This window comes from Streptomyces sp. NPDC005811, assembly GCF_040630405.1.
In the GTDB taxonomy this organism is placed as follows: Bacteria; Actinomycetota; Actinomycetes; order Streptomycetales; family Streptomycetaceae; genus Streptomyces.
This window is the reverse complement of record NZ_JBEXXK010000004.1, coordinates 1-24,525: the sequence shown is the minus strand read 5'-3', so window position 1 is coordinate 24,525 and position 24,525 is coordinate 1. Positions and strand designations below refer to the sequence as shown.

The 24,525-nt window shown below is 71.8% G+C and carries 23 protein-coding genes; 10 read left to right on the top strand and 13 right to left on the bottom strand.

What is annotated here, in order from left to right; translation table 11 throughout:
- Positions 1-31: 31 nt before the first annotated feature.
- The 10 genes from ABZ490_RS05260 to ABZ490_RS05215 form a co-directional block, all read right to left on the bottom strand.
- On the bottom strand, positions 32-967 hold the full coding sequence (locus ABZ490_RS05260) for a sigma-70 family RNA polymerase sigma factor (RefSeq protein ID WP_358984419.1): 936 nt from the start codon (positions 965-967) through the stop codon (positions 32-34).
- Positions 968-995: 28 nt separating this feature from the next.
- The gene (locus tag ABZ490_RS05255; RefSeq protein ID WP_358984417.1) at positions 996-1,739 is read right to left on the bottom strand and encodes a PIG-L deacetylase family protein; all 744 of its coding nucleotides are present in this window, start codon (positions 1,737-1,739) and stop codon (positions 996-998) included.
- 28 nt (positions 1,740-1,767) lie between these two features.
- On the bottom strand, positions 1,768-3,069 hold the full coding sequence (locus ABZ490_RS05250) for an alpha/beta fold hydrolase (RefSeq protein WP_358984415.1): 1,302 nt from the start codon (positions 3,067-3,069) through the stop codon (positions 1,768-1,770).
- A gap of 104 nt (positions 3,070-3,173) precedes the next feature.
- Positions 3,174-4,196 carry a LacI family DNA-binding transcriptional regulator gene (locus ABZ490_RS05245; RefSeq protein WP_358984412.1) on the bottom strand — a complete coding sequence of 341 codons (1,023 nt, stop codon included), beginning with the start codon at positions 4,194-4,196 and terminating at the stop codon, positions 3,174-3,176.
- Between the two features lie 79 nt (positions 4,197-4,275).
- Positions 4,276-5,700 (bottom strand): BNR repeat-containing protein, encoded by a 1,425-nt coding sequence (locus ABZ490_RS05240; RefSeq protein WP_358984409.1) that lies wholly within the window; start codon positions 5,698-5,700, stop codon positions 4,276-4,278.
- A 47-nt stretch (positions 5,701-5,747) separates the two neighbouring features.
- On the bottom strand, positions 5,748-6,068 hold the full coding sequence (locus ABZ490_RS05235; RefSeq protein WP_358984406.1) for an L-rhamnose mutarotase: 321 nt from the start codon (positions 6,066-6,068) through the stop codon (positions 5,748-5,750).
- A gap of 48 nt (positions 6,069-6,116) precedes the next feature.
- Complete coding sequence (rhaS, locus tag ABZ490_RS05230) at positions 6,117-7,196, bottom strand: rhamnose ABC transporter substrate-binding protein (RefSeq protein ID WP_358984403.1); 1,080 nt, start codon at positions 7,194-7,196, stop codon at positions 6,117-6,119.
- Between the two features lie 94 nt (positions 7,197-7,290).
- Positions 7,291-8,283, bottom strand: a complete 993-nt coding sequence (locus ABZ490_RS05225) for an ABC transporter permease (protein WP_358984399.1) — start codon at positions 8,281-8,283, stop codon at positions 7,291-7,293.
- Entirely contained in the window at positions 8,276-9,346 is a 1,071-nt protein-coding gene (locus ABZ490_RS05220; RefSeq protein ID WP_358984395.1) for an ABC transporter permease, read from the bottom strand. The genes ABZ490_RS05225 and ABZ490_RS05220 overlap by 8 nt, the downstream gene beginning before the upstream one ends.
- The gene (locus ABZ490_RS05215) at positions 9,343-10,860 is read right to left on the bottom strand and encodes a sugar ABC transporter ATP-binding protein (RefSeq protein WP_358984392.1); all 1,518 of its coding nucleotides are present in this window, start codon (positions 10,858-10,860) and stop codon (positions 9,343-9,345) included. The genes ABZ490_RS05220 and ABZ490_RS05215 overlap by 4 nt, the downstream gene beginning before the upstream one ends.
- 273 nt (positions 10,861-11,133) lie before the next feature.
- Between ABZ490_RS05215 and rhaI the strand changes: the two genes are divergently transcribed.
- From rhaI to ABZ490_RS05180, 7 genes are all read left to right on the top strand, one after another.
- Entirely contained in the window at positions 11,134-12,294 is a 1,161-nt protein-coding gene (gene rhaI / locus ABZ490_RS05210; protein ID WP_358984389.1) for an L-rhamnose isomerase, read from the top strand.
- 108 nt (positions 12,295-12,402) lie between these two features.
- On the top strand, positions 12,403-14,442 hold the full coding sequence (locus ABZ490_RS05205) for a bifunctional aldolase/short-chain dehydrogenase (RefSeq protein ID WP_358984386.1): 2,040 nt from the start codon (positions 12,403-12,405) through the stop codon (positions 14,440-14,442).
- A 53-nt stretch (positions 14,443-14,495) separates the two neighbouring features.
- A complete protein-coding gene (locus tag ABZ490_RS05200; RefSeq protein ID WP_358985076.1) occupies positions 14,496-15,884 on the top strand; it encodes a rhamnulokinase family protein in 1,389 nt (462 codons plus the stop codon).
- A 72-nt stretch (positions 15,885-15,956) separates the two neighbouring features.
- Entirely contained in the window at positions 15,957-16,712 is a 756-nt protein-coding gene (locus ABZ490_RS05195; RefSeq protein ID WP_358984383.1) for a (Fe-S)-binding protein, read from the top strand.
- The gene (locus ABZ490_RS05190) at positions 16,709-18,187 is read left to right on the top strand and encodes a LutB/LldF family L-lactate oxidation iron-sulfur protein (RefSeq protein ID WP_358984380.1); all 1,479 of its coding nucleotides are present in this window, start codon (positions 16,709-16,711) and stop codon (positions 18,185-18,187) included. The genes ABZ490_RS05195 and ABZ490_RS05190 overlap by 4 nt, the downstream gene beginning before the upstream one ends.
- Positions 18,184-18,813 carry a lactate utilization protein C gene (locus ABZ490_RS05185; protein WP_358984377.1) on the top strand — a complete coding sequence of 210 codons (630 nt, stop codon included), beginning with the start codon at positions 18,184-18,186 and terminating at the stop codon, positions 18,811-18,813. Before ABZ490_RS05190 ends, ABZ490_RS05185 begins: the two co-directional genes overlap by 4 nt.
- Before the next feature lie 55 nt (positions 18,814-18,868).
- Positions 18,869-19,594 carry a hypothetical protein gene (locus ABZ490_RS05180; RefSeq protein ID WP_358984374.1) on the top strand — a complete coding sequence of 242 codons (726 nt, stop codon included), beginning with the start codon at positions 18,869-18,871 and terminating at the stop codon, positions 19,592-19,594.
- Here the strand turns inward: ABZ490_RS05180 and ABZ490_RS05175 are convergent.
- Complete coding sequence (locus ABZ490_RS05175) at positions 19,585-20,157, bottom strand: hypothetical protein (protein WP_358984371.1); 573 nt, start codon at positions 20,155-20,157, stop codon at positions 19,585-19,587. The two genes, ABZ490_RS05180 and ABZ490_RS05175, sit on opposite strands and share 10 nt — an antisense overlap.
- Before the next feature lie 106 nt (positions 20,158-20,263).
- On the opposite strand from ABZ490_RS05175, the gene ABZ490_RS05170 reads away from it, so the two are divergent.
- Positions 20,264-21,121, top strand: coding sequence for a MoxR family ATPase (locus ABZ490_RS05170; protein WP_358984369.1), 858 nt, complete (start codon positions 20,264-20,266; stop codon positions 21,119-21,121).
- The gene (locus tag ABZ490_RS05165; RefSeq protein ID WP_358984366.1) at positions 21,118-22,470 is read left to right on the top strand and encodes a VWA domain-containing protein; all 1,353 of its coding nucleotides are present in this window, start codon (positions 21,118-21,120) and stop codon (positions 22,468-22,470) included. Before ABZ490_RS05170 ends, ABZ490_RS05165 begins: the two co-directional genes overlap by 4 nt.
- A 15-nt stretch (positions 22,471-22,485) precedes the next feature.
- Here the strand turns inward: ABZ490_RS05165 and ABZ490_RS05160 are convergent, their stop codons facing one another.
- Positions 22,486-23,394, bottom strand: a complete 909-nt coding sequence (locus ABZ490_RS05160) for an SDR family oxidoreductase (RefSeq protein ID WP_358984363.1) — start codon at positions 23,392-23,394, stop codon at positions 22,486-22,488.
- Between the two features lie 133 nt (positions 23,395-23,527).
- Between ABZ490_RS05160 and ABZ490_RS05155 the strand changes: the two genes are divergently transcribed.
- Entirely contained in the window at positions 23,528-24,094 is a 567-nt protein-coding gene (locus ABZ490_RS05155; protein ID WP_358984360.1) for a TetR family transcriptional regulator, read from the top strand.
- 222 nt (positions 24,095-24,316) lie between these two features.
- Here the strand turns inward: ABZ490_RS05155 and ABZ490_RS05150 are convergent.
- Positions 24,317-24,525: transposase (locus ABZ490_RS05150; protein ID WP_358984357.1), on the bottom strand; the 209-nt coding region annotated here is incomplete at its 5' end.

Below are 24,525 nucleotides of genomic sequence, written 5' to 3'. Positions count from 1 at the left end.
TCCACCCTACTGACACTCCGCTGACCTGCGCTCACACCCCGTCCGGCACCTCCAGGGCGGCCACCCGCTCCGGGTCGGCCAGGATGTTCAGCGCGATGATCCGGCCGTCGGCGACGGTGATGCCCATGACCGAACGCACCTCGCCCTCGGGTCCGTTGAGGATGCCGACCGCGCCGCCCACCAGCGCCAGCCGCCCGGCCGGAGCGAACTGCCGGAAGAGGATGGCCTGTTCGGCCACCGCCTTCGCGCCGTGCACGATCTTGGAGGCCGCCGCGCCGCGCACCAGCGCCCCGGAGTCGGCCCGCAGCACCACATCGGGGTGGAGCACGGAGACCAGCGCCTCGAAGTCCCCGGCGCGGGCGGCGGCCAGGAACGCGGAAACCACCTCACGCTGCCGGCCGAGGTCCGGCTCCGCGGCCGGTGCGGCCCCCTGGACCCGGCGGCGGGCCCGGCTGGCGAGCTGCCGGGTCGCGGCCGGGGTGCGCTCGACGACCGGCGCGATGTCGTCGAACGGCACGGCGAACATGTCGTGCAGCACGAACGCGAGCCGCTCGTCGGGCTCCAGGGTCTCCAGCACGATCAGCAGGGCGAGGCCCACCGCGTCGGCCTGGAGCACCTCCTGCTCGGGGTCGGTCCGGGACAGGGGCGCGATCACCGGATCGGGGACGAGGCCGCCGTACCCCGCGGACCCCGCGGACCCCGCGGACCCCGCGTAGCCTTCGTCCATCGGCAGTTCACGGCGGGCGGTGCGCGAGCGGAGCAGGTCCAGGCAGACCCGGCCGGTCACGGTGGTCAGCCAGCCGCCCAGGTTGCGCACCTCCTCGACGTCGCTGCGGCTGAGTCTCAGCCAGGTCTCCTGCACCGCGTCCTCGGCCTCGGCGAGCGAGCCGAGCATCCGGTAGGCGACGGCCCTGAGATGGGCGCGCTGCTCCTCGAAGCGCTGCGCCAGTACGTCCGTGTCGGTCATCGTGCCACTCCGCCTGGGGCATCGGTGTCTATCGGTTGAACAGTTCGAACGCGACCGCCGGGCGGCCACCGAAGCGCTCCCCGACGGAGTGCGCGACCCCGGTCAGGAAGCCGCGCACATAGGTCTCGGGGTCCTCGTCGGTGAGGGCCTCGATGTAGGCGCGGTGTTCGAGCAGCGAGCCCACCGCCCGCTCCAGGCCCGCCGAGGCGTCCACGGCGTGGGTGGGCGTCGCGGAGCCGGCGACCGCGACCCAGCGCACGCCGTTCCAGGGATCGAGGCCCTGTTCGGCCAGCTCCGGGAAGATCCAGCGGTTGCCTGCGTCGCCTGCGGCGTCCAGCGTGGCCCGGCCCACCGCGACATGGTCGGGGGTGTTCCAGGCGACGCCGCCCCAGGTGTCGCGGTGGTTGAGCGTGATGACCAGCTCGGGGCGGTGCCGGCGGATCGCGGCGGCGATGTCGCGGCGCAGGGCCGGCCCGTACTCGATCACGCCGTCGCGGTGGTCGAGGAACTCCACCTCGGACACGCCCACGACGGAGGCGCTCGCCCGCTGCTCGCGCTCCCGCAGCGGGCCGCACTCGGCGGGCGCGATGGTGTCGATGCCCGCCTCGCCGCGCGTCGCGAGGACATAGGCGACCTCGCGGCCCGCGTCGGTCCAGGCGGCGACGGCCGCGGAGCAGCCGTACTCCAGGTCGTCCGGGTGCGCCACGACGGCCAGGGCCCGTCGCCAGTCCTCGGGCATGGGCTGGAGCTGAGGGATCGTCGGCACGGTCATGCCCGAAGACTAATCGGTGACACCGACATCACGCTTCGTCACGGACGAGGGCGAGCAGCCGGTCCAGGACCCGGGGTCCGCCGGCCCGGACGCCGTCGTGTTCGAACTCGTCGGTGACCCAGGTGCGCAGGCCCCGGATCGCGCGGGCGGTGCGCAGGGAGTGGGCGGTGTCGACGTACAGGTCGTCGTGGTAGATCGCGGCCGCGACCGGGACCTCGTTGGCGGCGAGGCGGGCGGGGTCGTACAGCGGGGTCCAGTCGGTACGGGCGGCGAGGAGGCCGGCGGTCTCGCGCAGGGGGCGCAGCGCCGGGTCGGTGTCGAACATCCAGGGGTGGATCGTCTCGCCGGTGAGCAGCAGCGGTCCGTCGCCGGTGAGCGTCTTCGCGGCGTCGAACTGCGGGAACTCGGCGCGCACCCGTTCCGCCGACCAGGCGGTGGGGCGGGCGTCCTGGCCGTAGATCGCCTCGTGGACGAGGGCGTAGAGGGGGTGTCCGGCGAAGGAGAGCTGCTGCTGGAGCTGTTCCTGGAAGGCGTCGGACAGCTCGGGGCCGTGCGGGGTGGGGACGAAGGCGTCCTCGAGGAGGTGGTGCAGCCGGTGGCTGCCGTCGCCGGTGCCGAGCAGGATGCCGAGGGTCTGGAACCCCTCGACCGTGAGCCGGTGGCCGCCGGGGAGGGTGACCTCGTGCTGGAGGAGGTGGTCGGCGATCCGGCGGACCCGCTCGACGTCCTGCGGGTAGCGGGCGTAGTGCGCGGCGTTCTTGCGCTCCATGCGCGGGTAGGCGGCGCGGTAGACGTCGTCGGCGTGGGCGTCGAGGGCGGGCAGACCGCCGGTGATCAGGGCGGCGGCCAGGCCCTCGGGGGCGAGGGAGAGATAGCTGACCGTGCAGAAGCCGCCGAAGCTCTGGCCGAGGACGGTCCAGGGGGCGCCGCCGGTGACCTCGCGGCGGACGGCCTCGCAGTCGCGGACGATCGCGTCGGCGCGGAAGTGCGTGAGGTAGTCGGCCTGGGCGGCCGGGCCGCCGCGCAGCGGGAGCGTCTGGCGGTTGGCGGGCGTGGAGGCGCCGGTGCCTCGCTGGTCGAGCAGGAGGACGCGGTACTCCTTCAGGGCGCGGCCGAGCCAGGCCGGTCTGCCGACGAAACGGTTCGCCCCGAAGCCGGGGCCGCCCTGGAGGTAGAGCAGCCAGGGCAGGTCCTGGCCGGCCTTGTCGCTCGCGACGACCTCACGGGCGTACAGCTCGATCGTCTCCCCCGCCGGGTCGGCGTGGTCGAGGGGGACGGTGAAACGGCGGTCGGTGAGTACGACGCCGGGCTGGCGGTAGCTGAGGGACAACAGGGGTCTCCTGGGACGCTCGGTGTACGGGCCGCGTCCCAGTTCAGCACATGTCCGGGCGGGCGTGGCGCCCGGGGGATCATGAGCGGCTACTGAACGGCGGCTCAGCGGGCCGACAGACTCGACCGGCGCACCACCAGCTCGGGCTGGAGCACGACCCTGCGGTGCTCGTGCCGCCTCCCGGTGTCCTCCTCGGTCTCCTCCAGCAGCATCTCGGCGGCCAGGGCGCCCATGGTGACGGCGGGCTGGCGGACCGAGGTGAGCGGGACGGCGGCCGCGGCGGCGAACTCGATGTCGTCGTAGCCGACGATGGCGAGGTCGTCGGGGACCCCCACGCCGGCCGCGTACATGGCCTGGAGCACGCCGAGGGCGAGCAGGTCGTTGGCGCAGAACACGGCGGTGGGGCGGTCGGCGAGTCCGAGCAGCCGGGCGCCGGCGTCGCGTCCGGCGGCCACGTCGAGCCGCTCGGTGGGCAGCTCGCGCAGGCAGTCGGGGCCGAGGCCGGCCTCGGCGAGCGCGTTCAGGGCGCCGGTGCGGCGGTCGCGGACCTGGTTGAAGCCGGGCGGGCCGCTGACGTAGGCGAGGGAGCGGTGTCCGGCGTCGATGAGGTGCCGGACGGCGAGCGCGCCGCCCGCGACGTCGTCCACCGACACCGAGCACTCGGTGGTGCCCTCGGAGACCCGGTCGACCAGCACGAACGGGATGCCGTGGCGGCGGAACGACTCGATGTTGCGGCCGGTGGCGTCGGCGGGGGTGAGCAGCACGCCCCGCACCCGCTGCTCGGCGAAGAGCGAGAGGTACTCGGCCTCCTCGCCGACGCTCTCGGCGCTGTTGCAGACCATCACACCGAGCCCGGCGTCCCGGGCGGCCCGTTCGGCGCCGCGCGCCACGTCCACGAAGAACGGGTTGCCCATGTCGAGGACGAGCAGCCCCATGATCCGGGACCGCCCGGCCCGCAGCTGACGCGCGGACTCGCTGCGGACGTACCCCAGCCGGTCTATCGCGGACAGCACACGGGCCCGGGTCTCCGTGGCGACGGTGTCGGGGCGGTTGATGACGTTGGAGACCGTGCCGACGGAGACTCCGGCGGCACGGGCGACGTCCTTGATACCCACCGGCTGGGCCATCAGGCGGGGACCTCCAGGTGAACGGGGTACGGCGGGACGGGCTTCACATTACCGTCACGCCGCCCCCTGGCCGTTCTTGTCATGCGGGCAGTGCGAAGTCGACGACGTGGAGCGCCGAGGGGGTGGTCCCGCTCGACTTCTCCTGGTACATGATCGACAGCGTGTTGTCGGCCTTGACGCGCAGTTCGTCGATGACGACCTCGCCGAAGGCGTTCAGCCCGCTGCCGTCGAAGAGCACGGTCCAGTCGGTGTATCCGGAGGCCTTCGAGGCGCCGGCGATCCGCCCGAACGGGAAGATCGCGTAGGCGTTGTCGTACTTGTCCAGGATCAGTTTGGTGCGCTGGCTGGAGCCGAGGACGACGGGGATCTCCGTCTTCTGCCAGGTGCCCGAGGAGTTCTTGCGGACGTGGAAGGCGCGGCCGTTGGCGGTGCGGTCGCTGACGTAGTTGGTGGTGCACTGCCCGAAGCGGCCCGGCACATAGCTGATGATCGCGTGCGGGAGGCCGCTGGAGTCGGTGAACTGGCTCTCCTGGTTCATCAGGGAGTGGTCGGGGTTGAGCGAGTCCACGACGAGTCCCGCGTCGGTGACGGCCACCGTGTCCGAGGTCCCGGTGGTGCCCACGAGCGTCCCCGCGTTGTTGCGCCAGGTCCGCCCGCGGTCGTCCGAGTACACATAGCCGGTGTCGTGGTTGGTGATGCCGCCGCTGCTGCACATGACGGCCGCGGACTGCTCGCGCCAGGTGAAGAATGAGTGCAGGCGTCCGTTGACGTCGTAGTCGATGCCGTGCAGGTACATGTTGCGGGCGGTGGAGGAGCCGTGCGAGCTGGTGTACGTCCCGGTCGAGCCGGACCACTCCCCGAGCGCGGTCCAGGACGAACCGTCGTACTCCGCGAGGGCGTTGCGCCCGTTGCCGGAGATCCCGACCCGGTAGCTGAGCTGGAGCTTGCCCTCGGGCGTCGAGACGAACTGCGGGTAGGTGAACTGCGAGGTGAGCGCGAGCCCGTCGAGGCTGGTCTGCACGGCGCCGAAGACGGACGAGGTCCAGGACGTGGACGCCGGGTTGTCCAGGAGTCCGGCGACCGACTTCACGTAGAAGAAGCCGTCGCTGTGGGAGTCCATGTTGAGGTGGAGCCGGCCGTCGGTCTTGGAGACGCCCATGGAGATGACGTTGTGGGAGTCGCTGGCCTTGAGGACGTGGGAGAGGGTGACGGTCGACCACGAGGTGCCGCCGAGGACACGGCGGCCGACGACCGCGTTGCCGGTGGAGGTGTACCAGGCGGCGTACTGGTAGCCCTTGTAGGTCAACAGGCCGTTCTTCTGGAACGAGTTGTTGTTGACCAGGCCGTCGTAGGACACGAAGAAGACGGCGGTGGCGTCGAGTTGCGTGGTGCCCTTGCTGGTCACGGACGGGCCGGGGTCGGCGGCGCGGGCGGTGCCGGAGGCGAGGAGGGGGGTCGCCGCGGCGGTCGCGAGGGCGCCGGCCAGCAGGGTGCGTCGTCTCATCTCGGGGGACTCCATTGTCGTACGAGAGCGGGAGGTACGGGGTGGTGTCAGGCGAGGTGGAACACTTCGGTGAGGGGCTTCATGGCCTCGTCGGGCCGGGCGCCGTCCAGGGACTCGAAGAACGGTGCCATCTCGGCCTGCCAGCGGGCGTTGACCTCGGCGGCCTCCATCCCGGCCTGGGCGGCCGCGAAGTCCTCGGTCTCCAGATAGCCGACGAGCAGGCCGTCGTCTCTGAGGAACAGGGAGTAGTTGTGCCACCCGGTGGCCGAGAGAGCTTCGAGCATCTCCGGCCACACGGCGGCATGCCGTTCGCGGTACTCGGCGAGACGGTCCTGACGGACCTTGAGCAGGAAACAGACGCGCTGCATGGAGTACCGCTCCCGATGGGTGTGGGGGGATGATCAGGGGGACGGGGATCAGAAGTTGAACTGGTCGATGTTCTTGGCGTCGAACACGGTCGGCTTGCCGAGGCTGATCACACCGTCCTTGCCGATGGTGTACGACGTCCCGCCGGCCGTGAAGGTCTCACCCTCCTTGCCGGTGATCTGGCCGGAGACGAGCGCCACGGCGGTCTGCGCGGCGAGGGCGCCGAGCTTGGCCGGGTCCCACAGCTCGAAGCCGTCGACGGTGCCGTTCTTGACGTACTTGCGCATGTCGTTGGGGGTGCCGAGGCCGGTCAGCTTGACCTTGCCCTTGTACTTCGAGCCCGACAGGTACTGGGCGGCGGCCTTGATGCCGACGGTGGTCGGGGAGATGATCCCCTTCAGGTTCGGGTACTCCTGGAGCAGGCCCTGGGTCTGCTGGAAGGACTGCTGGGCGTCGTCGTTGCCGTACGCGACCTTGACGAGCTTGATGTCCTTGTACTTGGCGTCCTTGAGTTCGTCCTTCATGAACTCGATCCAGGTGTTCTGGTTGGTCGCGGTCTGCGCGGCGGACAGGATCGCGATCTCGCCCTTGTACCCGATCTGCTCGGCGAGGAGCTGCACCTCGGTGCGGCCGAGGTCCTCGGCGGAGGCCTGCGAGACGAAGGCGTTGCGGCACTCGGGGTTGGTGTCGGAGTCGTAGGTGACGACCTTGATGTCGTTGCTCATCGCCGTCTTCAGGGCGGTGCACAGGGCGCCCGGGTCCTGGGCGGACACGGCGATCGCGGCGACCTTCTGCTGCGTGAGCGTGTTGACGTACGACACCTGCCCCGAGGTGTCGGTCGCGCTGGACGGACCGACCTCCTTGTAGCTGGAGCCCAGCTCCTTCAGCGCGGCCTCGCCGCCCTTGTCGGAGGTGGTGAAGTACGGGTTGTTGACCTGCTTCGGCAGGAAGCCGACGGTCAGCCCCTTCTTGGTCGCGGCGTTGGGGTCGGCCTTGCCGGTGGCGGCGGCGGAGGCGCCTTCGCTCTTCACGTCCTCCTTGGTGGTGCCCCCACAGGCGGTGGCGGCGAGGGCGAGCGAGGACACGACGGCGAGGGCGGCACAGGCACGCCGAAGGGATGACTTGGACATGTGGAGTCCTTCTCGAGAGAGTTTCAGGTGAGGTTTCTTGGGGGCGCGGGGAACTGCGCGATCAGCCACAACGAACCCGCGGACGACGGACGGCCTATCCAGCGGAGCGTGCCGCCCGGGCAACGGAGATCTGACGAGCGACCCGAGGGCCGAGCACCGACACGACCAGCAGCACACCGGTCACGACGATCTGGGACTGCGCGGACACATTGACGAGGCTCATCACGTTCTGGAGCGCACCGAGGAGGAACACCCCCGCGATCGCACCGCCCAACGTGCCCTTGCCACCGTCGAAGTCGATCCCACCGAGCAACACGGCGGCGACGACGGACAGTTCGAGCCCGGTCGCGTTGTCATAGCGAGCGCTGGCGTAGTGCAGCGCCCAGAAGATCCCGGTGAGCGAGGCCATGAACCCCGTCACCGTGAACAGGATCAGCTTCTGCCGCTTGACGCGGATCCCGGCGAACCGCGCCGCCTCCTCGCTCGCCCCGATCGCGAACAGCGACCGTCCGAACGGCGTGGCGTGCAGGACGACCACGGCGATCGCGAGCAGGACCAGGAAGGGCAGGAAGGCCTGCGGCAGGAAGCTGTCCCCGACCCGTCCGGCCGCGAAGTCCAGGTACTGGGACGGGAAATCGGTCACCGCGTCGGAGCCGAGCACGATCTGTGCGATGCCCCGGTAGGCGGCGAGGGTGCCGATGGTGACGGCGAGGGAGGGCAGTCCGAGCCGGGTCACCAGCAGGCCGTTGACCAGCCCGCAGACGACGCCGAGCAGCAGACAGATCGGGATGATCGTCTCGATGGTCATGCCCTGGTTCCACAGGGCGCCCATCACCGCGCCGGACAGCCCGGCCGTGGAGGCGACCGAGAGGTCGATCTCGCCGGACACGACCAGCAGGGTCATGGGCAGCGCGACCAGCGCGATCGGCAGGGTGTTGCCGATGAGGAAGGACAGGTTGAGCGCGTTGCCGAAACCGTCCACGAAGGAGAAGGAGAACAGCAGCAGGACGATCAGCAGCGCACTGACGGCTGTATCCCACCTGAAGGTGGACCTGCGGACCACCCGACCGGCAAGAGACTCACGCACGGGTCTCCCCCTTCTCCACGGCCGGCGTGACGGACGCCGACTTCTTCTTCAGGGCGGTCGCCACCCGCAGCGCCACGATCCGGTCGACCGCGATCGCGAGCAGGAGCAGCACGCCGTTGATGGCGAGGACCCACACCGAGCTGACGCCGAGGGCGGGCAGGACGCTGTTGATGGAGGTCAGCAGGAGGGCGCCGAGGGCGGCGCCGTAGACGCTGCCGGAGCCGCCGGTGAAGACGACGCCGCCGACCACGACCGCGCTGACGACGGTGAGTTCGTAGCCGTTGCCGGTCGAGGAGTCGACGTTGCCGAACCGGGCCAGGTACATCGCGCCGGCGAGTCCGGCGAGTCCGCCGCAGAAGGTGTACGCGGCGAGGATCCGCTTGCGCACGGGGATGCCGGCGAGTCGGGCGGCCTCCGGGTTGGAGCCGAGGGCGTACAGCTCCCGGCCGCTGCCGAAGTGCTTGAGGTAGTACGCCGTGGCGATCAGCACCGCCAGGGCGATCAGCGCCAGGTACGGCACGGCGGAGAGGCCGCCGGAGCCGAAGTCCACGAAGCCGCCGGGCAGGTCGGCCGCGGTGATCTGCCGGGAGCCGACCCAGATGGAGTCGATGCCGCGGATGATGTACAGCGTGCCGAGGGTGACGACGAGGGCGGGCACCTGGCCGAGGCTGACCAGCAGTCCGTTCAGCAGTCCGAAGCCGATGCCCAGCAGGACGGCCAGGACGATCGCGACGACCGGGTTGCCGCCGCCGTGCAGATAGGTGCCGGCGGCGAAGGCGCTGATGCCGAGGGTGGAGCCGACCGAGAGGTCGACGTTCCTCGTGATCACCACCAGGGACTGGCCGGTGGCGACCAGCACCAGGATGGTCGCGTTCAGCAGCAGGTCCTTGATGCCCTGCTCGGAGAGGAACTCGCTGTTGCCGGCCTGGGTGACGGCGATCATCACCAGGAAGACGACCAGGATGGCGAGTTCGCGCATCTTGAAGACGCGGTCGACGAGCCGGGTTCCGCTGGACCGGTGCGTCTCGGCGACGGGGGCCTGTTCAGGAGTGGCGACCGTCATGCGGCGGCCCTCCCGGTGGCTGCGGCCATCACGGTTTCCTCGGTGGCGTCGGAGCGGGGGATCTCGGCGGTGAGCCGGCCCTCGTGCATCACCAGCACGCGGTCGGCCATACCGAGGATCTCGGGCAGGTCGGAGGAGATCATCAGGACGGCGACGCCGTCGGCGGCCAGCTCGCTGAGCAGCCGGTGCACCTCGGCCTTGGTGCCGACGTCGATGCCGCGGGTGGGCTCGTCGACGATCAGCACCTTGGGGGCGGTGGCCAGCCACTTGGCGAGGACGACCTTCTGCTGGTTGCCGCCGGAGAGCGTGTTGACGGTGTCGGCGATCCGGGCGTACTTCACCTGGAGCTTGACCGCCCAGTCCAGGGACCGGCTGCGCTCGGCGCCCCGGTCCATCAGGCCCGCCTTCACGGTCGTCCGCAGACCCGTGAGGCCGATGTTGCGCTCGATGGACATGTCCATCACCAGGCCCTGGGCGCGCCGGTCCTCCGGGACCAGGGCGAGGCCCGCGGACATCGCGGTGGAGGGGGCGCCGTTGACGAGCGCCTTTCCGTCCACGGTGACGTCGCCGGCGTCCCAGCGGTCGATCCCGAACACCGCGCGGGCCACTTCGGTACGCCCGGCGCCGACCAGTCCGGCCAGTCCGACGATCTCGCCGCGCCGTACGTCGAAGGAGACGTCGGTGAAGACGCCCTCGCGGGTCAGCCGGCGCACGCTCAGGGCGACCTCGCCCGGCGTGACGTCCTGCTTGGGGTAGAGCTCGTCGAGGTCGCGGCCGACCATACGGCGGACCAGGTCGTCCTCGGTCATGCCGGCGACGGGCTCGCTGGCGATCCAGGCACCGTCGCGCAGGGTGGTCACCCGCTGGCAGATCTCGAAGATCTCCTCCAGCCGGTGCGAGATGAAGAGGACGGCCGCGCCCTGCTCGCGCAGGGTGCGCACGACTCCGAAGAGGCGGGCGACCTCGCTGCCGGTGAGGGCGGCGGTCGGCTCGTCCATGATCAGGACGCGGGCGTCGAAGGAGAGCGCCTTGGCGATCTCCACGATCTGCTGGTCGGCGATGGACAGTCCGCGGGCCGGGCGGTCCGGGTCGAGGTCGACGCCGAGCCGGGCCATCAGGGCGGCGGTCGCCGCGCGGGTGGCCTTGTGGTCGATACGGCCGAGGGCGCGCCGGGGCTGGCGGCCCATGAAGATGTTCTCGGCGATCGAAAGGTCGGGGAAGAGCGTCGGTTCCTGGTAGATCACGGCGATGCCGGCGTCGCGGGCGTCGCCGGGTCCGTGGAAGACGACGGGCTCGCCGTCGAGCAGCACCCGGCCGGTGTCCGGCCGGTGCACCCCCGCGAGGGTCTTGATCAGGGTCGACTTGCCCGCGCCGTTCTCCCCGGCGAGTGCGTGCACCTCGCCGGGGAACAGCTCCAGGGAGACGCCCCGCAGGGCGCGTACGGCGCCGAAGGACTTGGCGACGTCCTTGAGCGCCAGCACCGGGGCCGGTCCCGTGTCGGACGGGTGGGTCATGGGTGGCTCCTCGACGAACGTCCGCGGCGGTGCCCCTGGGGCCCGTCACGGCGTCGTGAAAGGTTTCAACTGGATTGCCGGGACGTTAGGCACGGCGGGCATGTCACGTCAATGGGTCCGTCTCGAAAAGTTTTCGATAGCCGAAGGTCACGCGGCGGTCACGAAAAGGGGGCCGGGTCGAAAGGGTTGACAGTGCCTTCGCGGCCTCATAGCTTCCCGTTCTGAATCGTTTCATCCGGGCCTGGTCCCGGACCGATGTCACAGGAGCCCGAAGTGACCGACCTCGCCGCCGTGAAGGCCGCGCTGAAGACCCAGGCCGTCGAGACGCCGTCGTGGGCGTACGGGAACTCGGGGACCCGCTTCAAGGTGTTCGCCCAGCAGGGCGTTCCGCGCACCCCGCAGGAGAAGCTGGACGACGCGTCCCAGGTGCACGCGGTCACCGGCGTGGCCCCGACCGTGGCGCTGCACATCCCCTGGGACAAGGTGGAGGACTACGCGGCGCTGGCGAAGCACGCCGAGGACCGGGGGGTGAAGCTGGGGACGATCAACTCCAACACCTTCCAGGACGACGACTACAAGCTGGGCAGCATCTGCCATCCCGAGGCGGCGGTGCGCCGCAAGGCCCTCGGCCATCTGCTGGAGTGCGTCGACATCATGGACGCCACGGGGTCCACCGATCTCAAGCTGTGGTTCGCGGACGGGACGAACTATCCCGGCCAGGACGACATCCGCGCGCGGCAGGACCGGCTGGCGGAGGGGCTGGCCGAGGTGTACGAGCGGCTCGGGGACGGGCAGCGGATGCTGCTGGAGTACAAGTTCTTCGAGCCGGCGTTCTACTCGACGGACGTCCCGGACTGGGGCACGGCGTACGCGCACTGCCTGAAGCTGGGGCCGAAGGCGCAGGTCGTGGTCGACACCGGTCACCACGCGCCGGGGACCAACATCGAGTTCATCGTGGCCACGCTGCTGCGCGAGGGCAAGCTCGGCGGGTTCGACTTCAACTCGCGCTTCTACGCGGACGACGACCTGATGGTGGGGGCCGCGGACCCGTTCCAGCTGTTCCGGATCATGTACGAGGTCGTGCGGGGTGGCGGGTTCACCTCCGAGGTGGCGTTCATGCTGGACCAGTGCCACAACATCGAGGCGAAGATCCCGGCGATCGTCCGTTCGGTGATGAACGTGCAGGAGGCGACGGCGAAGGCGCTGCTCGTCGACCGGTCGGCGCTGGCCGCCGCTCAGGCTTCCGGGGATGTGCTGGAAGCCAATGCGGTGCTGATGGATGCGTACAACACGGATGTGCGGCCGTTGCTGCGGGAGGTGCGGGAGGAGATGGGGCTGGATCCCGAGCCGCTTGTTGCGTACCGGCGGTCGGGGTGGGCCGAGAAGGTCGTTGCCGAGCGTGTCGGTGGGGAGCAGGCGGGGTGGGGGGCGTAAGCGTCTGCCTGGTTCCGTCGTCTGCGGGGTGCGGGCCCGTCGTGGCTGGTCGCGCAGTTCCCCGCGCCCCCAGAGAAACTCCCCTGTCCCAAGAAGTAAGGAATCTCCATGTCCACCCATCCCGAAGCCGCCGCTCTTCTTGCTCGGTCCCATCGGCTCGGTGCTGATCCCCGTAATACGAACTACGCCGGCGGCAACGCGTCCGCGAAGGGCACCGACACCGACCCCGTGACCGGCGGGGATGTCGAGCTGATGTGGGTGAAGGGGTCGGGCGGCGACCTCGGGACGCTCACCGAGGGCGGGCTGGCCGTGCTGCGGCTGGACCGGCTGCGGGGGCTCGTCGAGGTGTATCCGGGGGTGGAGCGCGAGGACGAGATGGTCGCCGCGTTCGACTACTGCCTGCACGGCAAGGGCGGGGCGGCGCCGTCCATCGACACCGCGATGCACGGGCTGGTCGACGCCGCGCACGTCGATCATCTGCACCCGGACTCCGGGATCGCGCTCGCCTGCGCGGCGGACGGGGAGAAGCTGACCGCCGAGTGCTTCGGGGACAGTGTGGCGTGGGTGCCGTGGCGGCGGCCCGGGTTCCAGCTCGGGCTGGACATCGCCGCGATCAAGGCCGCCAACCCGCAGGCCGTCGGGGTGATCCTCGGCGGGCACGGGATCACCGCCTGGGGCGACACCGCGGAGGAGTGCGAGCGCAACTCGCTGCACATCATCCGCACCGCCGAAACGTTCCTCGCCGAGCGGGGGAAGGCCGAGCCCTTCGGGCCCGTCGTCGAGGGGTACGAGGCTCTTGCCGAGGGCGAGCGCGGGAAGCGGGCCGCCGCGCTCGCGCCGTATGTGCGGGCGATCGCCTCGCAGGACCGGCCGCAGGTCGGGCACTTCGCCGACTCCGACGTCGTCCTCGACTTCCTGGCGCGCGCGGAGCACCCGCGGCTCGCCGCGCTCGGCACGTCGTGCCCGGACCACTTCCTGCGGACCAAGGTGCGGCCGCTCGTGCTGGACCTGCCGCCCACCGCTCCGCTGGAGGAGGCCGTCGCGCGGCTCAAGGAGCTGCACGTCGCCTACCGGGAGGAGTACGCGGCCTACTACGCGCGGCACGCCGAGGCCGGCTCCCCCGCGATGCGCGGCGCCGACCCGGCCATCGTGCTGGTGCCCGGCGTGGGCATGTTCTCCTTCGGCAAGGACAAGCAGACCGCCCGGGTCGCCGGTGAGTTCTACGTCAACGCGATCAATGTGATGCGGGGCGCCGAGGCGGTGTCCTCGTACGCGCCGATCGAGGAGCGGGAGAAGTTCCGCATCGAGTACTGGTCGCTGGAGGAGGCCAAGCTCCAGCGGATGCCGAAGCCGAAGGCGCTGGCCACCCGGGTGGCGCTGGTGACGGGCGCGGGCAGCGGGATCGGCAAGGCCATCGCGCACCGGCTGGTCGCCGAGGGGGCGTGTGTCGTCGTCGCCGATCTCGACGGGGAGAACGCCGCCCAGGTGGCGGAGGAGCTGGGCGGGGCCGACAAGGCCGTGGCCGTCACTGTCGACGTGACGGACGAGGAGCAGATCGCCGGGGCCTTCCGGGCCGCCGCGCTCGCCTTCGGCGGGGTCGACCTCGTCGTCAACAACGCCGGCATCTCCATCTCCAAGCCGCTGCTGGAGACCTCGGCCAGGGACTGGGACCTCCAGCACGACATCATGGCCCGGGGATCGTTCCTGGTGTCGCGGGAGGCGGCCCGGGTGATGATCGCCCAGGGGCTCGGCGGGGACATCGTCTACATCGCCTCGAAGAACGCCGTGTTCGCGGGGCCGAACAACATCGCGTACTCCGCCACCAAGGCCGACCAGGCCCACCAGGTCCGGCTGCTCGCCGCCGAGCTGGGCGGGCACGGGATCCGCGTCAACGGGGTCAACCCGGACGGTGTGGTGCGGGGCTCGGGCATCTTCGCCGGCGGGTGGGGCGCCCAGCGCGCGGCGACCTACGGGATCGAGGAGGAGAAGCTCGGCGAGTTCTACGCCCAGCGGACCATCCTCAAGCGGGAGGTGCTGCCCGAGCACGTGGCGAACGCGGTGTTCGCACTGACGGGCGGGGAGCTCACCCACACCACCGGGCTGCACGTGCCCGTCGACGCGGGTGTGGCGGCCGCTTTCCTCCGGTGACGGGTGTGCGGTCGTACGCCGCGGTCGACCTCGGCGCGTCCAGCGGGCGCGTCATGGTCGGCCGGGTCGGCCCCGACTCCCTGGAGCTGACGGAGGCGCACCGGTTCCCGAACCGGCCGGTGCGGGTGCCGGACGGGCTGCGGTGGGACGTGCTGTCCCTGTACGCCGGGGTGCTCGACGGGCTGAGGGCCGCCGGGCAGGTCGACTCCGTCGGCATCGACAGCTGGGCCGTGGACCACGGACTGCTCGACGGCGACGGGGCGCTCCTCGGGAATCCGGTGCACTACCGGGACGCGCGCACCGACGGGGTCGCCGAGAAGGTGTGGGCCGGTGTGCCCGCCGCGGAGCTGTACGCGGCGACCGGCATCCAGTACGCGCCCTTCAACACCCTGTACCAGCTCGTCGCCGCCCGCGGGACACGTCAGTTCGCCCACGCCGAGCGGTTGCTGCTCATTCCCGATCTGCTGGCGTACTGGCTGACCGGGGAGCAGGGCACCGAGCTGACCAACGCCTCCACGACCCAGCTGATCGATCCCCGGACGCGGACGTGGTCGTACGAGCTCGCGGCGCGTCTCGGCATCGACCTGGAGCTGTTCGCGCCGCTGCGGCAGCCCGGCGATCCGGCCGGGGTGCTGCGCGCCGAGGTGCTGGAGGAGACCGGGCTGACCGGGCCGGTGCCGGTGACCGCCGTCGGGTCGCACGACACCGCGTCCGCGGTGGCGGCCGTACCGGCGACCGGGGAGCGCTTCGCCTACATCTGCACCGGCACCTGGTCCCTGGCGGGACTGGAGCTGGAGGCGCCCGTGCTCACCGAGGAGAGCCGGGCCGCCAACTTCACCAATGAACTGGGGCTGGACGGCACGGTCCGGTACCTGCGCAACATCATGGGGCTCTGGCTGCTCCAGGAGTGCGTACGGGCCTGGGGGGACCCCGATCTGGGGGTGCTGCTGCGGGAGGCGGCGGCCGTGCCCGCGCTGCGGTCGGTCGTGGACGCGGGGGACGCCGCGTTCCTCGCGCCCGGACGGATGCCGGAGCGGATCGCCGAGGCGTGCCGGGCCACCGGGCAGCCGGTGCCCGGGACGCGCGGCGAGATCACCCGCTGCATCCTCGACTCGCTCGCCCTCGCCCACCGCCGGGCGGTCGAGGACGCCCAGCGGCTCGCCGGGCATCCCGTCGACGTGGTGCACATCGTGGGGGGCGGCACCCGTAACGCGCTGCTGTGCCAGCTCACCGCCGACGCCTGCGGGCTGCCGGTGGTGGCCGGGCCGACGGAGGCCGCCGCGCTCGGCAACGTGCTGGTGCAGGCGCGGGCCCACGGACGGGTCGGCGACCGTGCCGACATGCGCCGGCTGCTCGCCCGCACCCAGCCGCTGACGCGCTACGAGCCGCAGGGCGGCACCCGGCGGTGGCGCGAGGCACAGGCCCGGCTCGCCTCGCGGTGAGCCGGGGCCTCCCCCGGGCCCTGCCGCCGGGCTACCCTGCACTCATCCGATGATCGACCCCGAGGAGCCGCGATGCGTGTCGCACTGTTCCTGACCTGTGTCAACGACACGCTCTATCCGGACACCGGCCGCGCCGTGGTGAAACTGCTGACCAGACTGGGTGTCGAGGTCGACTTCCCGATGGCCCAGACCTGCTGCGGCCAGGCCCACTACAACACCGGCTACCGCCATGAGGCCGAGCCGCTCGCCCGGCACTTCTCCGATGTCTTCGGGGAGTACGAGGCGATCGTGACGCCCTCGGGGTCCTGCGGGGCGATGGTGCGGGAGCTGTATCCGCGGATGGGTGAGCGGGCCCGGGCGGAAGGGCGCGGGGGCTCCCTGGCGACGGCGCTGGCGCCGGTGGTACCGAAGACGTACGAGCTGACCGAGTTCCTGGTGGATGTGCTCGGGGTGACGGACGTCGGCGCGTACTACCCGCACACGGTGACCTACCACCCGACCTGTCACGGGCTGCGCGGGCTGGGCCTCGGGGACCGGCCGAGGCGGCTGCTGGAGGCGGTCCGGGGGCTTGAGCTGGTGGAGCTGCCGGGCGCGGAGGAGTGCTGCGGGTTCGGCGGCACGTTCGCGCTGAAGAACGCCGACGTGTCGGCGGCGATGGGCGCGGACAAGGTGCGCAACGCCGAGTCGACCGGCGCCGAGGTGCTGTGCGCGGCCGACAACTCGTGTCTGATGCACATCGGCGGGACCATGACCCGGCTGAAGGCGGGTCTGCGGCCGGTGCACCTGGCGGAGATCCTGGCGAGCACGGAGGAGGAACCGGCCGTATGAGCGGCACATTCGTGGGAATGCCGGCCTTCCCGAAGGCCGCGCACGAGGCGGTCGGCGACCGGACCCTGCGCGCGAACCTGCGCCACGCCACGCACACCATCCGCGCCAAGCGGGCGGTGGCCGTGGCGGAGCTGGAGGACTGGGCCGAGCTGCGGGAGGCCGGCAAGCGGATCAAGGACCATACGCTGCGTCATCTCGACCGCTATCTCGTGCAGCTGGAGGAGTCGGTCACGGCGGCGGGCGGGACCGTGCACTGGGCGGCCGACGCCGAGGAGGCCAACCGGATCGTCGCCCGGCTCGTCAAGGAGACCGGCGAGTCCGAGGTCGTCAAGGTCAAGTCCATGGCCACCCAGGAGATCGGGCTCAACGAAGCCCTGGAGGCCGAGGGCATCCGCGCCTACGAGACCGATCTCGCCGAGCTGATCGTCCAGTTGGGCGAGGACCGGCCCTCGCACATCCTCGTCCCGGCCATCCACCGCAACCGGGGCGAGATCCGCGACATCTTCCGCAGGGAGATGGGCGCCTGGGGGCGCGCGGCGCCCGAGGGGCTCACCGACACGCCCGCCGAGCTGGCGGAGGCGGCCCGGCTGCATCTGCGGGAGAAGTTCCTGCGGGCCAAGGTGGGCGTCTCCGGCGCCAACTTCATGGTCGCCGAGACGGGCACGCTGGTGGTCGTCGAGTCCGAGGGCAACGGGCGGATGTGCCTGACCCTGCCCGAGACCCTGATCTCGGTCGTGGGCATCGAGAAGATCGTGCCGACCTGGCGGGACCTGGAGGTCTTCCTCCAGACCCTGCCCCGCTCCTCGACCGCCGAGCGCATGAACCCGTACACCTCGACCTGGACGGGCACCACGGACGGCGACGGACCGCGGACCTTCCATCTGGTGCTGCTGGACAACGGCCGCACCGACACCCTCGCCGACGAGGTCGGCCGCCAGGCCCTGCGTTGCATCCGCTGCTCGGCCTGTCTGAACGTCTGCCCGGTCTACGAGCGGGCCGGCGGGCACGCCTACGGCTCGGTCTACCCGGGCCCGATCGGCGCCATCCTCAGTCCGCAACTGCGGGGCACGCAGAGCGAGATCGACGCCTCGCTGCCGTACGCCTCCTCGCTGTGCGGCGCCTGCTACGAGGTCTGTCCGGTCGCCATCGACATCCCCGAGGTGCTGGTGCATCTGCGCGAGCGGGTCGTCGAGGGCGGTCCGGTGGTCCGGGAGGGCAACCGGGTGGTGCTCAAGCCCGCCAAGGGGCACGCGGCCGAGCGGGCGGCGATGCGGGCGGCGCGCTGGGCGTTCGCCCGCCCCGGCGCCCTGCGCACCGGGCAGCGGCTCGCCTCCCGGACGCGCCGGCTGCACCCTCGTACGCTCCCCGGACCGGGGAAGGCGTGGAGCGGCAGCCGGGACCTGCCGGCCGTACCGGCGGAACCCTTCCGCGACTGGTGGCAGCGGACGAACGGCGGAAAGGACGGGGCGAAGTGAGCAGCAGGGAGCGGATCCTGGGGCGGGTGCGGCGCGCGCTCTCCGAGGTGCCGGGGGACGACACACCGATCACGCGCGACTATCTGCGGGTGCACGGGGACCGTGGTGCCGAGGAGACGGTGGAGCTGCTGGCCGAGAACCTGGCCGACTACCGGGCGCTCGTGCACCGCTGCTCGCCGGACGAACTGCCTTCCTTGATCGGCCGGTTGCTGGCCGAGCGCGGGGCGAAGTCGGTGGTGGTGCCGCCGGGGCTGGACGCGGGATGGCTGTCGGCGACCGGGGCCGACCGGGTCGAGGACACGGTCGCGAGCACCGCGGAGGAGCTGGACCGGGTCGACAGCGTGGTCACGGCGTGCGCGGTGGCGATCGCCGAGACCGGGACGATCGTGCTGGACGGCTCCCCCGATCAGGGCCGCCGCCGGATCACCCTCGTCCCCGACCACCACCTCTGTGTGGTGCGGGTGCCGGAGCAGGTCGTCTCGTCGGTGCCGCAGGCCCTCGAACAGCTGGATCCCGCACGGCCGTTGACATGGATCTCCGGTCCCTCGGCGACGAGTGACATCGAACTGGACCGGGTGGAGGGCGTGCACGGTCCGCGCACCCTCGAGGTGATCCTGGTCGGCTGAGCGGGGCCCCACGCGGGTAGGGGCCTGGTGCCGTGCGCGGACCCAGGGGGCTCCCATGCAGTTCATCGAAGTGACCGGCCTGGCCGGGGTGCGCTCCGCCGTCATCCGGTTCACCAGGCCGGGAACGCACCTGTCCTTCCTGCTCTTCCCGATGGTCCACCTCGGGGAGCCGGCCTTCTACCGGGAGGTGACGGACCGGCTGCGCCGCTGCGACCTGGTGCTCGCCGAGGGCATCGGCCGGGAGACGCGCTCCCCCGGTGCGGAGGCCCTGGTCGCGTCGTACGAGCAGCTGGAGCACAACGAGCGGCTGGGGCTGGTCGTCCAGGACATCGACTACCGGGCGCTCGGGGTGCCCGTGGTGTGCCCGGACATGTCGGGCCGGGAGTTCGAGTCCGGCTTCCGGCGGCTGCCGCTGCGCGAGCGCCTGCTGATCGCCACGCTGACACCGGCGATGACCGCGGGCATGCGGATGTTCGGCACCCGCCGCTATCTGGCCCGGCACATGGCCACCGAGGATCTGGTGAGCGACACCGAGCAGGCCGTGGCGGACGGCATGCCCGGCCTCGACGACCTGGTGATGCGCCGCCGCGACCGGCTGCTGGTGCGGGTGCTCACCGAGTTCGACCAGGCGTACACGAGCGGCACCGGGCCGTTCACGATCGCCGTGGTCTACGGCGCCGAGCACATGCGGGCGGCCTCGGAGGCGCTGGTCGGGCTGGGCTATCACGCGGCGGACGCGGAGTGGCTGACGGTGTTCCTGGTGGAGCGCGCTCAGGAGTAGGTCATCGCGCAGTCGTGCCGCAGCGCGTACCGGGCGGCGCGCAGACACAGCGCCGTGAAGAACGCGGTGTCCAGGTCGTCGGCCCAGGGGCCGGGGCGGGCGGCGGCGGTCTTCTCCGCGTCGCCGTCGAGGAACCAGGCGTGGAGTTCGTGGGGGCCGGAAGGCTCCGGTATCAGGTCCAGCGGCAGGTGGAGGGCGGCGGCGAGCCGCTCGGCGAGGGCGAGGGCGTACGGTGCTCCGACGACCAGGCTCTCGGTGTCGTGGGCGTTCTCGACCGGCAGCAGGACGGGCTCCTCCAGCGCGAACGGGACCAGGAACGACCAGCTGAGGAGGGTGTGCCGCTCCTCGGGGGCGAGGTGGGCCCGGCACAGCGCGTCGAAGCCGTCCATCGGCGGGCTCGTCCTCTCCGCGAACCTCCCCGGCTCCGGCGGCCGGCCCGGCCGGTACGGCGGCAGGCCACGGCGGGCCCGCTCCTCGTCGAGGGCCGCGGCGATGTCGCCGTAGCCGTCCTCGCCGGGCGTCGACCAGTCCTCCGGCGTCACGTTCACGAGATGGATCCCCATGGGTGCAAGGTAGCCGCCGCCACTGACAACATCGACAAGGTGGGTGAACAAGCGCTTAGATATGTGCTCGGACCTGCCCCTCTCGACCGCTCCCCCGGAGGCCCCGTTGTTCACGTCCGTCGACGACGTCTCCGCCCGTCTCGCCGAGACCGGCTATCTGGCCTCGCCCGCGGTCGCCACGACCGTGTTCCTCGCCGACCGGCTCGGCAAGCCGCTGCTCGTGGAGGGCCCGGCCGGCGTCGGCAAGACGGAACTCGCCAAGGCCGTCGCCCAGGTGGCCGGGGCGCGGCTGGTGCGGCTCCAGTGCTACGAGGGCGTGGACGAGTCCCGCGCGCTGTACGAGTGGAACCACGCCAAGCAGCTGCTGCGGATCAGCGCCGGCCGCGACGAGACCTGGGACGAGACCCGCACCGACATCTTCAGCGAGGAGTTCCTGCTCCCCCGTCCGCTGCTCACCGCGATCCGCGGCGAGGAGCCGACGGTGCTGCTGATCGACGAGACCGACAAGGCCGATGTCGAGGTGGAGGGGCTGCTGCTCGAGGTGCTCAGCGACTTCCAGGTCACCGTCCCGGAGCTGGGCACGATCACCGCGAGCCGCCGGCCGTTCGTCGTGCTCACCTCCAACGCCACCCGCGAGCTGTCGGAGGCGCTGCGCCGCCGCTGCCTCTTCCTGCACCTCGGCTTCCCCGACGAGGAGCTGGAGCGGCGGATCGTCCGGCTGAAGGTGCCCGGTCTGGACACGGCGCTGACCGAGTCGGTGGTCCGGGTGGTGGCCGCGCTGCGCGCCATGGACCTGCGCAAGGTGCCGTCGGTCGCCGAGACCATCGACTGGGCGCGCACCCTGCTGGCGCTGGGCGCCACCACGCTGGACGAGGGCGTCGTACGCGACAGTCTGGGCGTGATCCTCAAGCACCAGGACGACATCCTGAAGGCCGGGGCAAAGCTCGACCTGGACGCCGTGTGAGCGGCGACGCCGCCGACCGGCTGACCGGGTTCGTGGCCGCGCTGCGCGCGCACGGCGTGCGGATCGGCACCGGCGAGACCGTGGACGCGGCCGAGGCGGTGACCGCGCTCGGGTTCACCGACCGGGGGCTGCTGCGCGAGGGACTGGCCGCCACCCTGCTGCACTCGCCGGACCAACGCCGGGTGTTCGACACCGTCTTCGACCTGTACTTCCCCTACGGCGTCGGGGCGCCCGCGGGCGAGCCCGGCGACCGGGACTCGCTGCGCGACCGGCTCGCGGACGCCCTGGCCGCCGACGACCGTGCCCTGCTGGGCCAGTTGGCGGTCGAGGCGGTCGACGGGCTGGGCGGATACGGGAGTTCACCGGGGGCGGACGGCTGGTCGTCGTACCAGACCCTCGACCGGCTGCGCCCGCAGACGCTGCTGGCCCGGGTCCGGGACGAGATGCGGCGGCGCGGGGGCGGTTCCGGGTTCGCGGGGCGGCTGCTGGAGGACGAGATCCGGCGGCGCATCGAGGAGTTCCGGGGGCTGGTGGCGGCGGAGGCGCGGCGCCGGGTGGCCGAGCGGCGGGGGCGGGACGAGATCGCGCGGCGGGCGGTGGCGCCGACCGCGGACCGGGTGGACTTCCTGTACGCGGGGCGGGACCGGCTGGCCGAACTGCGGCGGACCGTCCAGCCGTTGGCGCGCAAGCTGGCGACCCGGCTGGCCGCGCGCCGCCGCCGTGCCACGCGCGGCACGATCGATCTGCGCCGCACCCTGCGGGGCTCGCTGTCGACGGGCGGGGTGCCGATGCGGCCGGTGCTGCGCCGCCGGCGGCCGGCCCGTCCCGAACTGGTCCTGCTGTGCGATGTGTCGGGCTCGGTGTCCGGCTTCTCCGACTTCACCATGCTGCTGGTGCAGGCGCTGCACGACCAGTTCAGCAAGGTGCGGGTGTTCGCCTTCGTCAACCGGATCGACGAGGTCACGGGACTGCTGGAGCACGGCCGGGCCGACGCCGAGGGGCTCGGCGCCCGGATCCTGGCCGAGGCGCGACTGACGGGCTATCACGGCAGCAGCGACTACGGTCTCGCCCTGGGCGAGTTCGCGGAGCGGTACGGCGCCGCCGTGGGCCCGCGGACGACGGTGTTCGTGCTGGGGGACGCGCGGACGAACATGAGCGACCCGAACCTTGCGGCGCTCCGGGAGATCTCCGCGCGGGCCCGCCGTCTGTACTGGCTGAACCCGGAGCCCCGCTCGCTGTGGGGCACGGGCGACTCGGCCGCCCCCGAGTACGCCGAGCTGGTCGCGATGCACGAGTGCCGCAACGCCCTCCAACTCGGCGCACTGGTGGGGCGGTTGCTGCCGATCTGAGCTCCGCCCACCGTCTCAGGCCGTGAAGTAGTGCCCCTTCTCCAGGTCCTCCAGGAGCCCGGGCCGCAGCGGGCGCCAGTCGAGGAGTTCGCGGGTGAGGGCGCTCGAGGCGGGCAGGTCCTGGCCGATGAGGCCGGCCAGCCAGGTGAAGTGGGCCGGGGCGTCCTCGGGGGCGACCGGGGCGGTCGGGACGTCCAGGTGGCGGCCTATCACCTCCGCGACGGCGCGGATCTCGACGCCCTCGTCGGCGACGCCGTGCAGCACGCTCGCCGCCGGTGCCCGCTCCACCGCCAGCCGGAACAGCCGGGCCGCGTCGAGGCGGTGGACGGCGGGCCAGCGGTTGGTGCCGTCGCCGAGGTAGCCGGAGACGCCCTTGGTGCGGGCGAGGGCGACGAGGGAGGCCATGAACCCGGGGTCCCCGTCGCCGTGACAGGTGGGCGACAGCCGGACCACCGAGGAGCGCACGCCCCGCGCGGCGGAGTCCAGCACCGCGGCGGCGGTCGTGGCGCGGCCGGACGGCCCCGAGCCGTCGACCGCAGGCATGTCCCGCTCGGTCGCGGGGCGCCCGGGCAGGAAGCCCATGAACCCGCCGGCGACGACCAGCGGGTGCCCGCTGCCCGCCAGGGCGTCGACGAGGGTGTCGACGGCCCGGCGGTCGGCCCGTACGGCACCCTCGAAGTCACCGGTGAAGGCGATGTCGTGCTTGAAGGCGAGATGGACCACGCCGTCCGACGCGGCGGCGGCCGTGCCGAGGACGTCGAGGTCGTCGAGCGTGCCCCGGACCACCGCGGCGCCGGCGCCGGAGAGCGCGGCGGCGGAGGCGTCGGAGCGGGCGAGGCCGGTGACCTCGTGCCCCGCGTCGAGGAGATCGGGGACGAGGGCGGAACCGAGCCAGCCGGAGGCGCCGGTGACGAAGATGCGCATGGGAGTACCTCAGACCACGAGTGAGTCGTATGCCGTCGGGCGGGCAGCGCCGGACGGCACCGAGTGATGTCAGTGACTGTCGTCATCGACGCTAGCACTGATGTCAGTGACTGTCATCACGTAGGATCCGGCCATGGGCAGATGGGAGCCGAACACCCGGGAGCGCCTGGCGCGGGCCGCGCTGGAGCTGTTCGGCGAGCGCGGATACGAACAGACCACGGTGGCGGAGATCGCCCGGCGGGCCGGGCTCACCGAGCGCACCTACTTCCGGCACTACGCCGACAAGCGCGAGGTGCTGTTCGGCGGTGCGGAGGTGCTGCGGGAGGTGTTCGCGAAGGCGGTGGCCGAGGCGCCCCCGCCCGCGGCGCCGATCGATGTCGTGGCGGCGGGGCTGGAGGCGATCGCGGTGGTGTTCCCCGCGCGGGAGAGGGCCCGGCAGCGGCAGTCCGTCGTCGGCTCGCACCCGGAGCTCCTGGAACGCGAACTGATCAAACTCGCCGCGCTCTCCACCGCCGTGGCGGAGGCCCTGCGCGCCCGGGGCGTCCCGGACCCCGCGGCGGCCCTCACCGCCGAGGCCGGGATCGCCGTCTTCAAGGTCGGCTACGAACGCTGGATCGCCCCCGCGGAACACCGCGAACTGGCCGAGCTGCTCCACGAGTCACTCACCGAGCTCAAGGCGGTGACGGCGGGGAGCCGGTGACTCCGGAGAGCCGTGACTCCGGGAGGCGGGCCGCAGGACCGGAGCCCGAGCGGTCGCACGGCGACGCGCCCGGCTTCTCCGGCCCTGCTCCGACGACGGACGTGCGGCTCGGGCCGCCAGGGCCTGTCGTCCGGATCCTGCCGCACGTCGCGGGGCGTGACATGCACTCCCCGGAGAGACCGACCTGAGCCGGACGACAGGCCCTAGGTCGTGTCCGCAAAGTCAGGGCAGCCAGAGTCGTAGGCAGGCGATGGTGACCAGGGCTTTGTAGTGGCGGGCGCGTTTGTCGTAACGGGTGGCCAGGGCTTTGTTGTGCTTGAGCTTGTTGAAGCAGCGCTCGACGACGTTGCGGCGCCGATAGGCGGTCCGGTCGAGTCGGCAAAGGCCCTCGCCGCGGCGGATGCGGCCGTTGATCTGGTCGATCCGTTCCG

Excerpts from the sequence above, each read along its gene's own strand:
- ABZ490_RS05260 (WP_358984419.1), bottom strand. The coding sequence starts at position 967 with ATGACCGACACGGACGTACTGGCGCAGCGCTTCGAGGAGCAGCGCGCC.
- ABZ490_RS05255 (WP_358984417.1), bottom strand. The coding sequence starts at position 1,739 with ATGACCGTGCCGACGATCCCTCAGCTCCAGCCCATGCCCGAGGACTGG.
- ABZ490_RS05245 (WP_358984412.1), bottom strand. The coding sequence starts at position 4,196 with ATGGCCCAGCCGGTGGGTATCAAGGACGTCGCCCGTGCCGCCGGAGTC.
- ABZ490_RS05240 (WP_358984409.1), bottom strand. The coding sequence starts at position 5,700 with ATGAGACGACGCACCCTGCTGGCCGGCGCCCTCGCGACCGCCGCGGCG.
- ABZ490_RS05235 (WP_358984406.1), bottom strand. The coding sequence starts at position 6,068 with ATGCAGCGCGTCTGTTTCCTGCTCAAGGTCCGTCAGGACCGTCTCGCC.
- rhaS (WP_358984403.1), bottom strand. The coding sequence starts at position 7,196 with ATGTCCAAGTCATCCCTTCGGCGTGCCTGTGCCGCCCTCGCCGTCGTG.
- ABZ490_RS05220 (WP_358984395.1), bottom strand. The coding sequence starts at position 9,346 with ATGACGGTCGCCACTCCTGAACAGGCCCCCGTCGCCGAGACGCACCGG.
- ABZ490_RS05215 (WP_358984392.1), bottom strand. The coding sequence starts at position 10,860 with ATGACCCACCCGTCCGACACGGGACCGGCCCCGGTGCTGGCGCTCAAG.
- ABZ490_RS05205 (WP_358984386.1), top strand. The coding sequence starts at position 12,403 with ATGTCCACCCATCCCGAAGCCGCCGCTCTTCTTGCTCGGTCCCATCGG.
- ABZ490_RS05200 (WP_358985076.1), top strand. The coding sequence starts at position 14,496 with ATGGTCGGCCGGGTCGGCCCCGACTCCCTGGAGCTGACGGAGGCGCAC.
- ABZ490_RS05195 (WP_358984383.1), top strand. The coding sequence starts at position 15,957 with ATGCGTGTCGCACTGTTCCTGACCTGTGTCAACGACACGCTCTATCCG.
- ABZ490_RS05190 (WP_358984380.1), top strand. The coding sequence starts at position 16,709 with ATGAGCGGCACATTCGTGGGAATGCCGGCCTTCCCGAAGGCCGCGCAC.
- ABZ490_RS05180 (WP_358984374.1), top strand. The coding sequence starts at position 18,869 with ATGCAGTTCATCGAAGTGACCGGCCTGGCCGGGGTGCGCTCCGCCGTC.
- ABZ490_RS05175 (WP_358984371.1), bottom strand. The coding sequence starts at position 20,157 with ATGGGGATCCATCTCGTGAACGTGACGCCGGAGGACTGGTCGACGCCC.
- ABZ490_RS05160 (WP_358984363.1), bottom strand. The coding sequence starts at position 23,394 with ATGCGCATCTTCGTCACCGGCGCCTCCGGCTGGCTCGGTTCCGCCCTC.
- ABZ490_RS05155 (WP_358984360.1), top strand. The coding sequence starts at position 23,528 with ATGGGCAGATGGGAGCCGAACACCCGGGAGCGCCTGGCGCGGGCCGCG.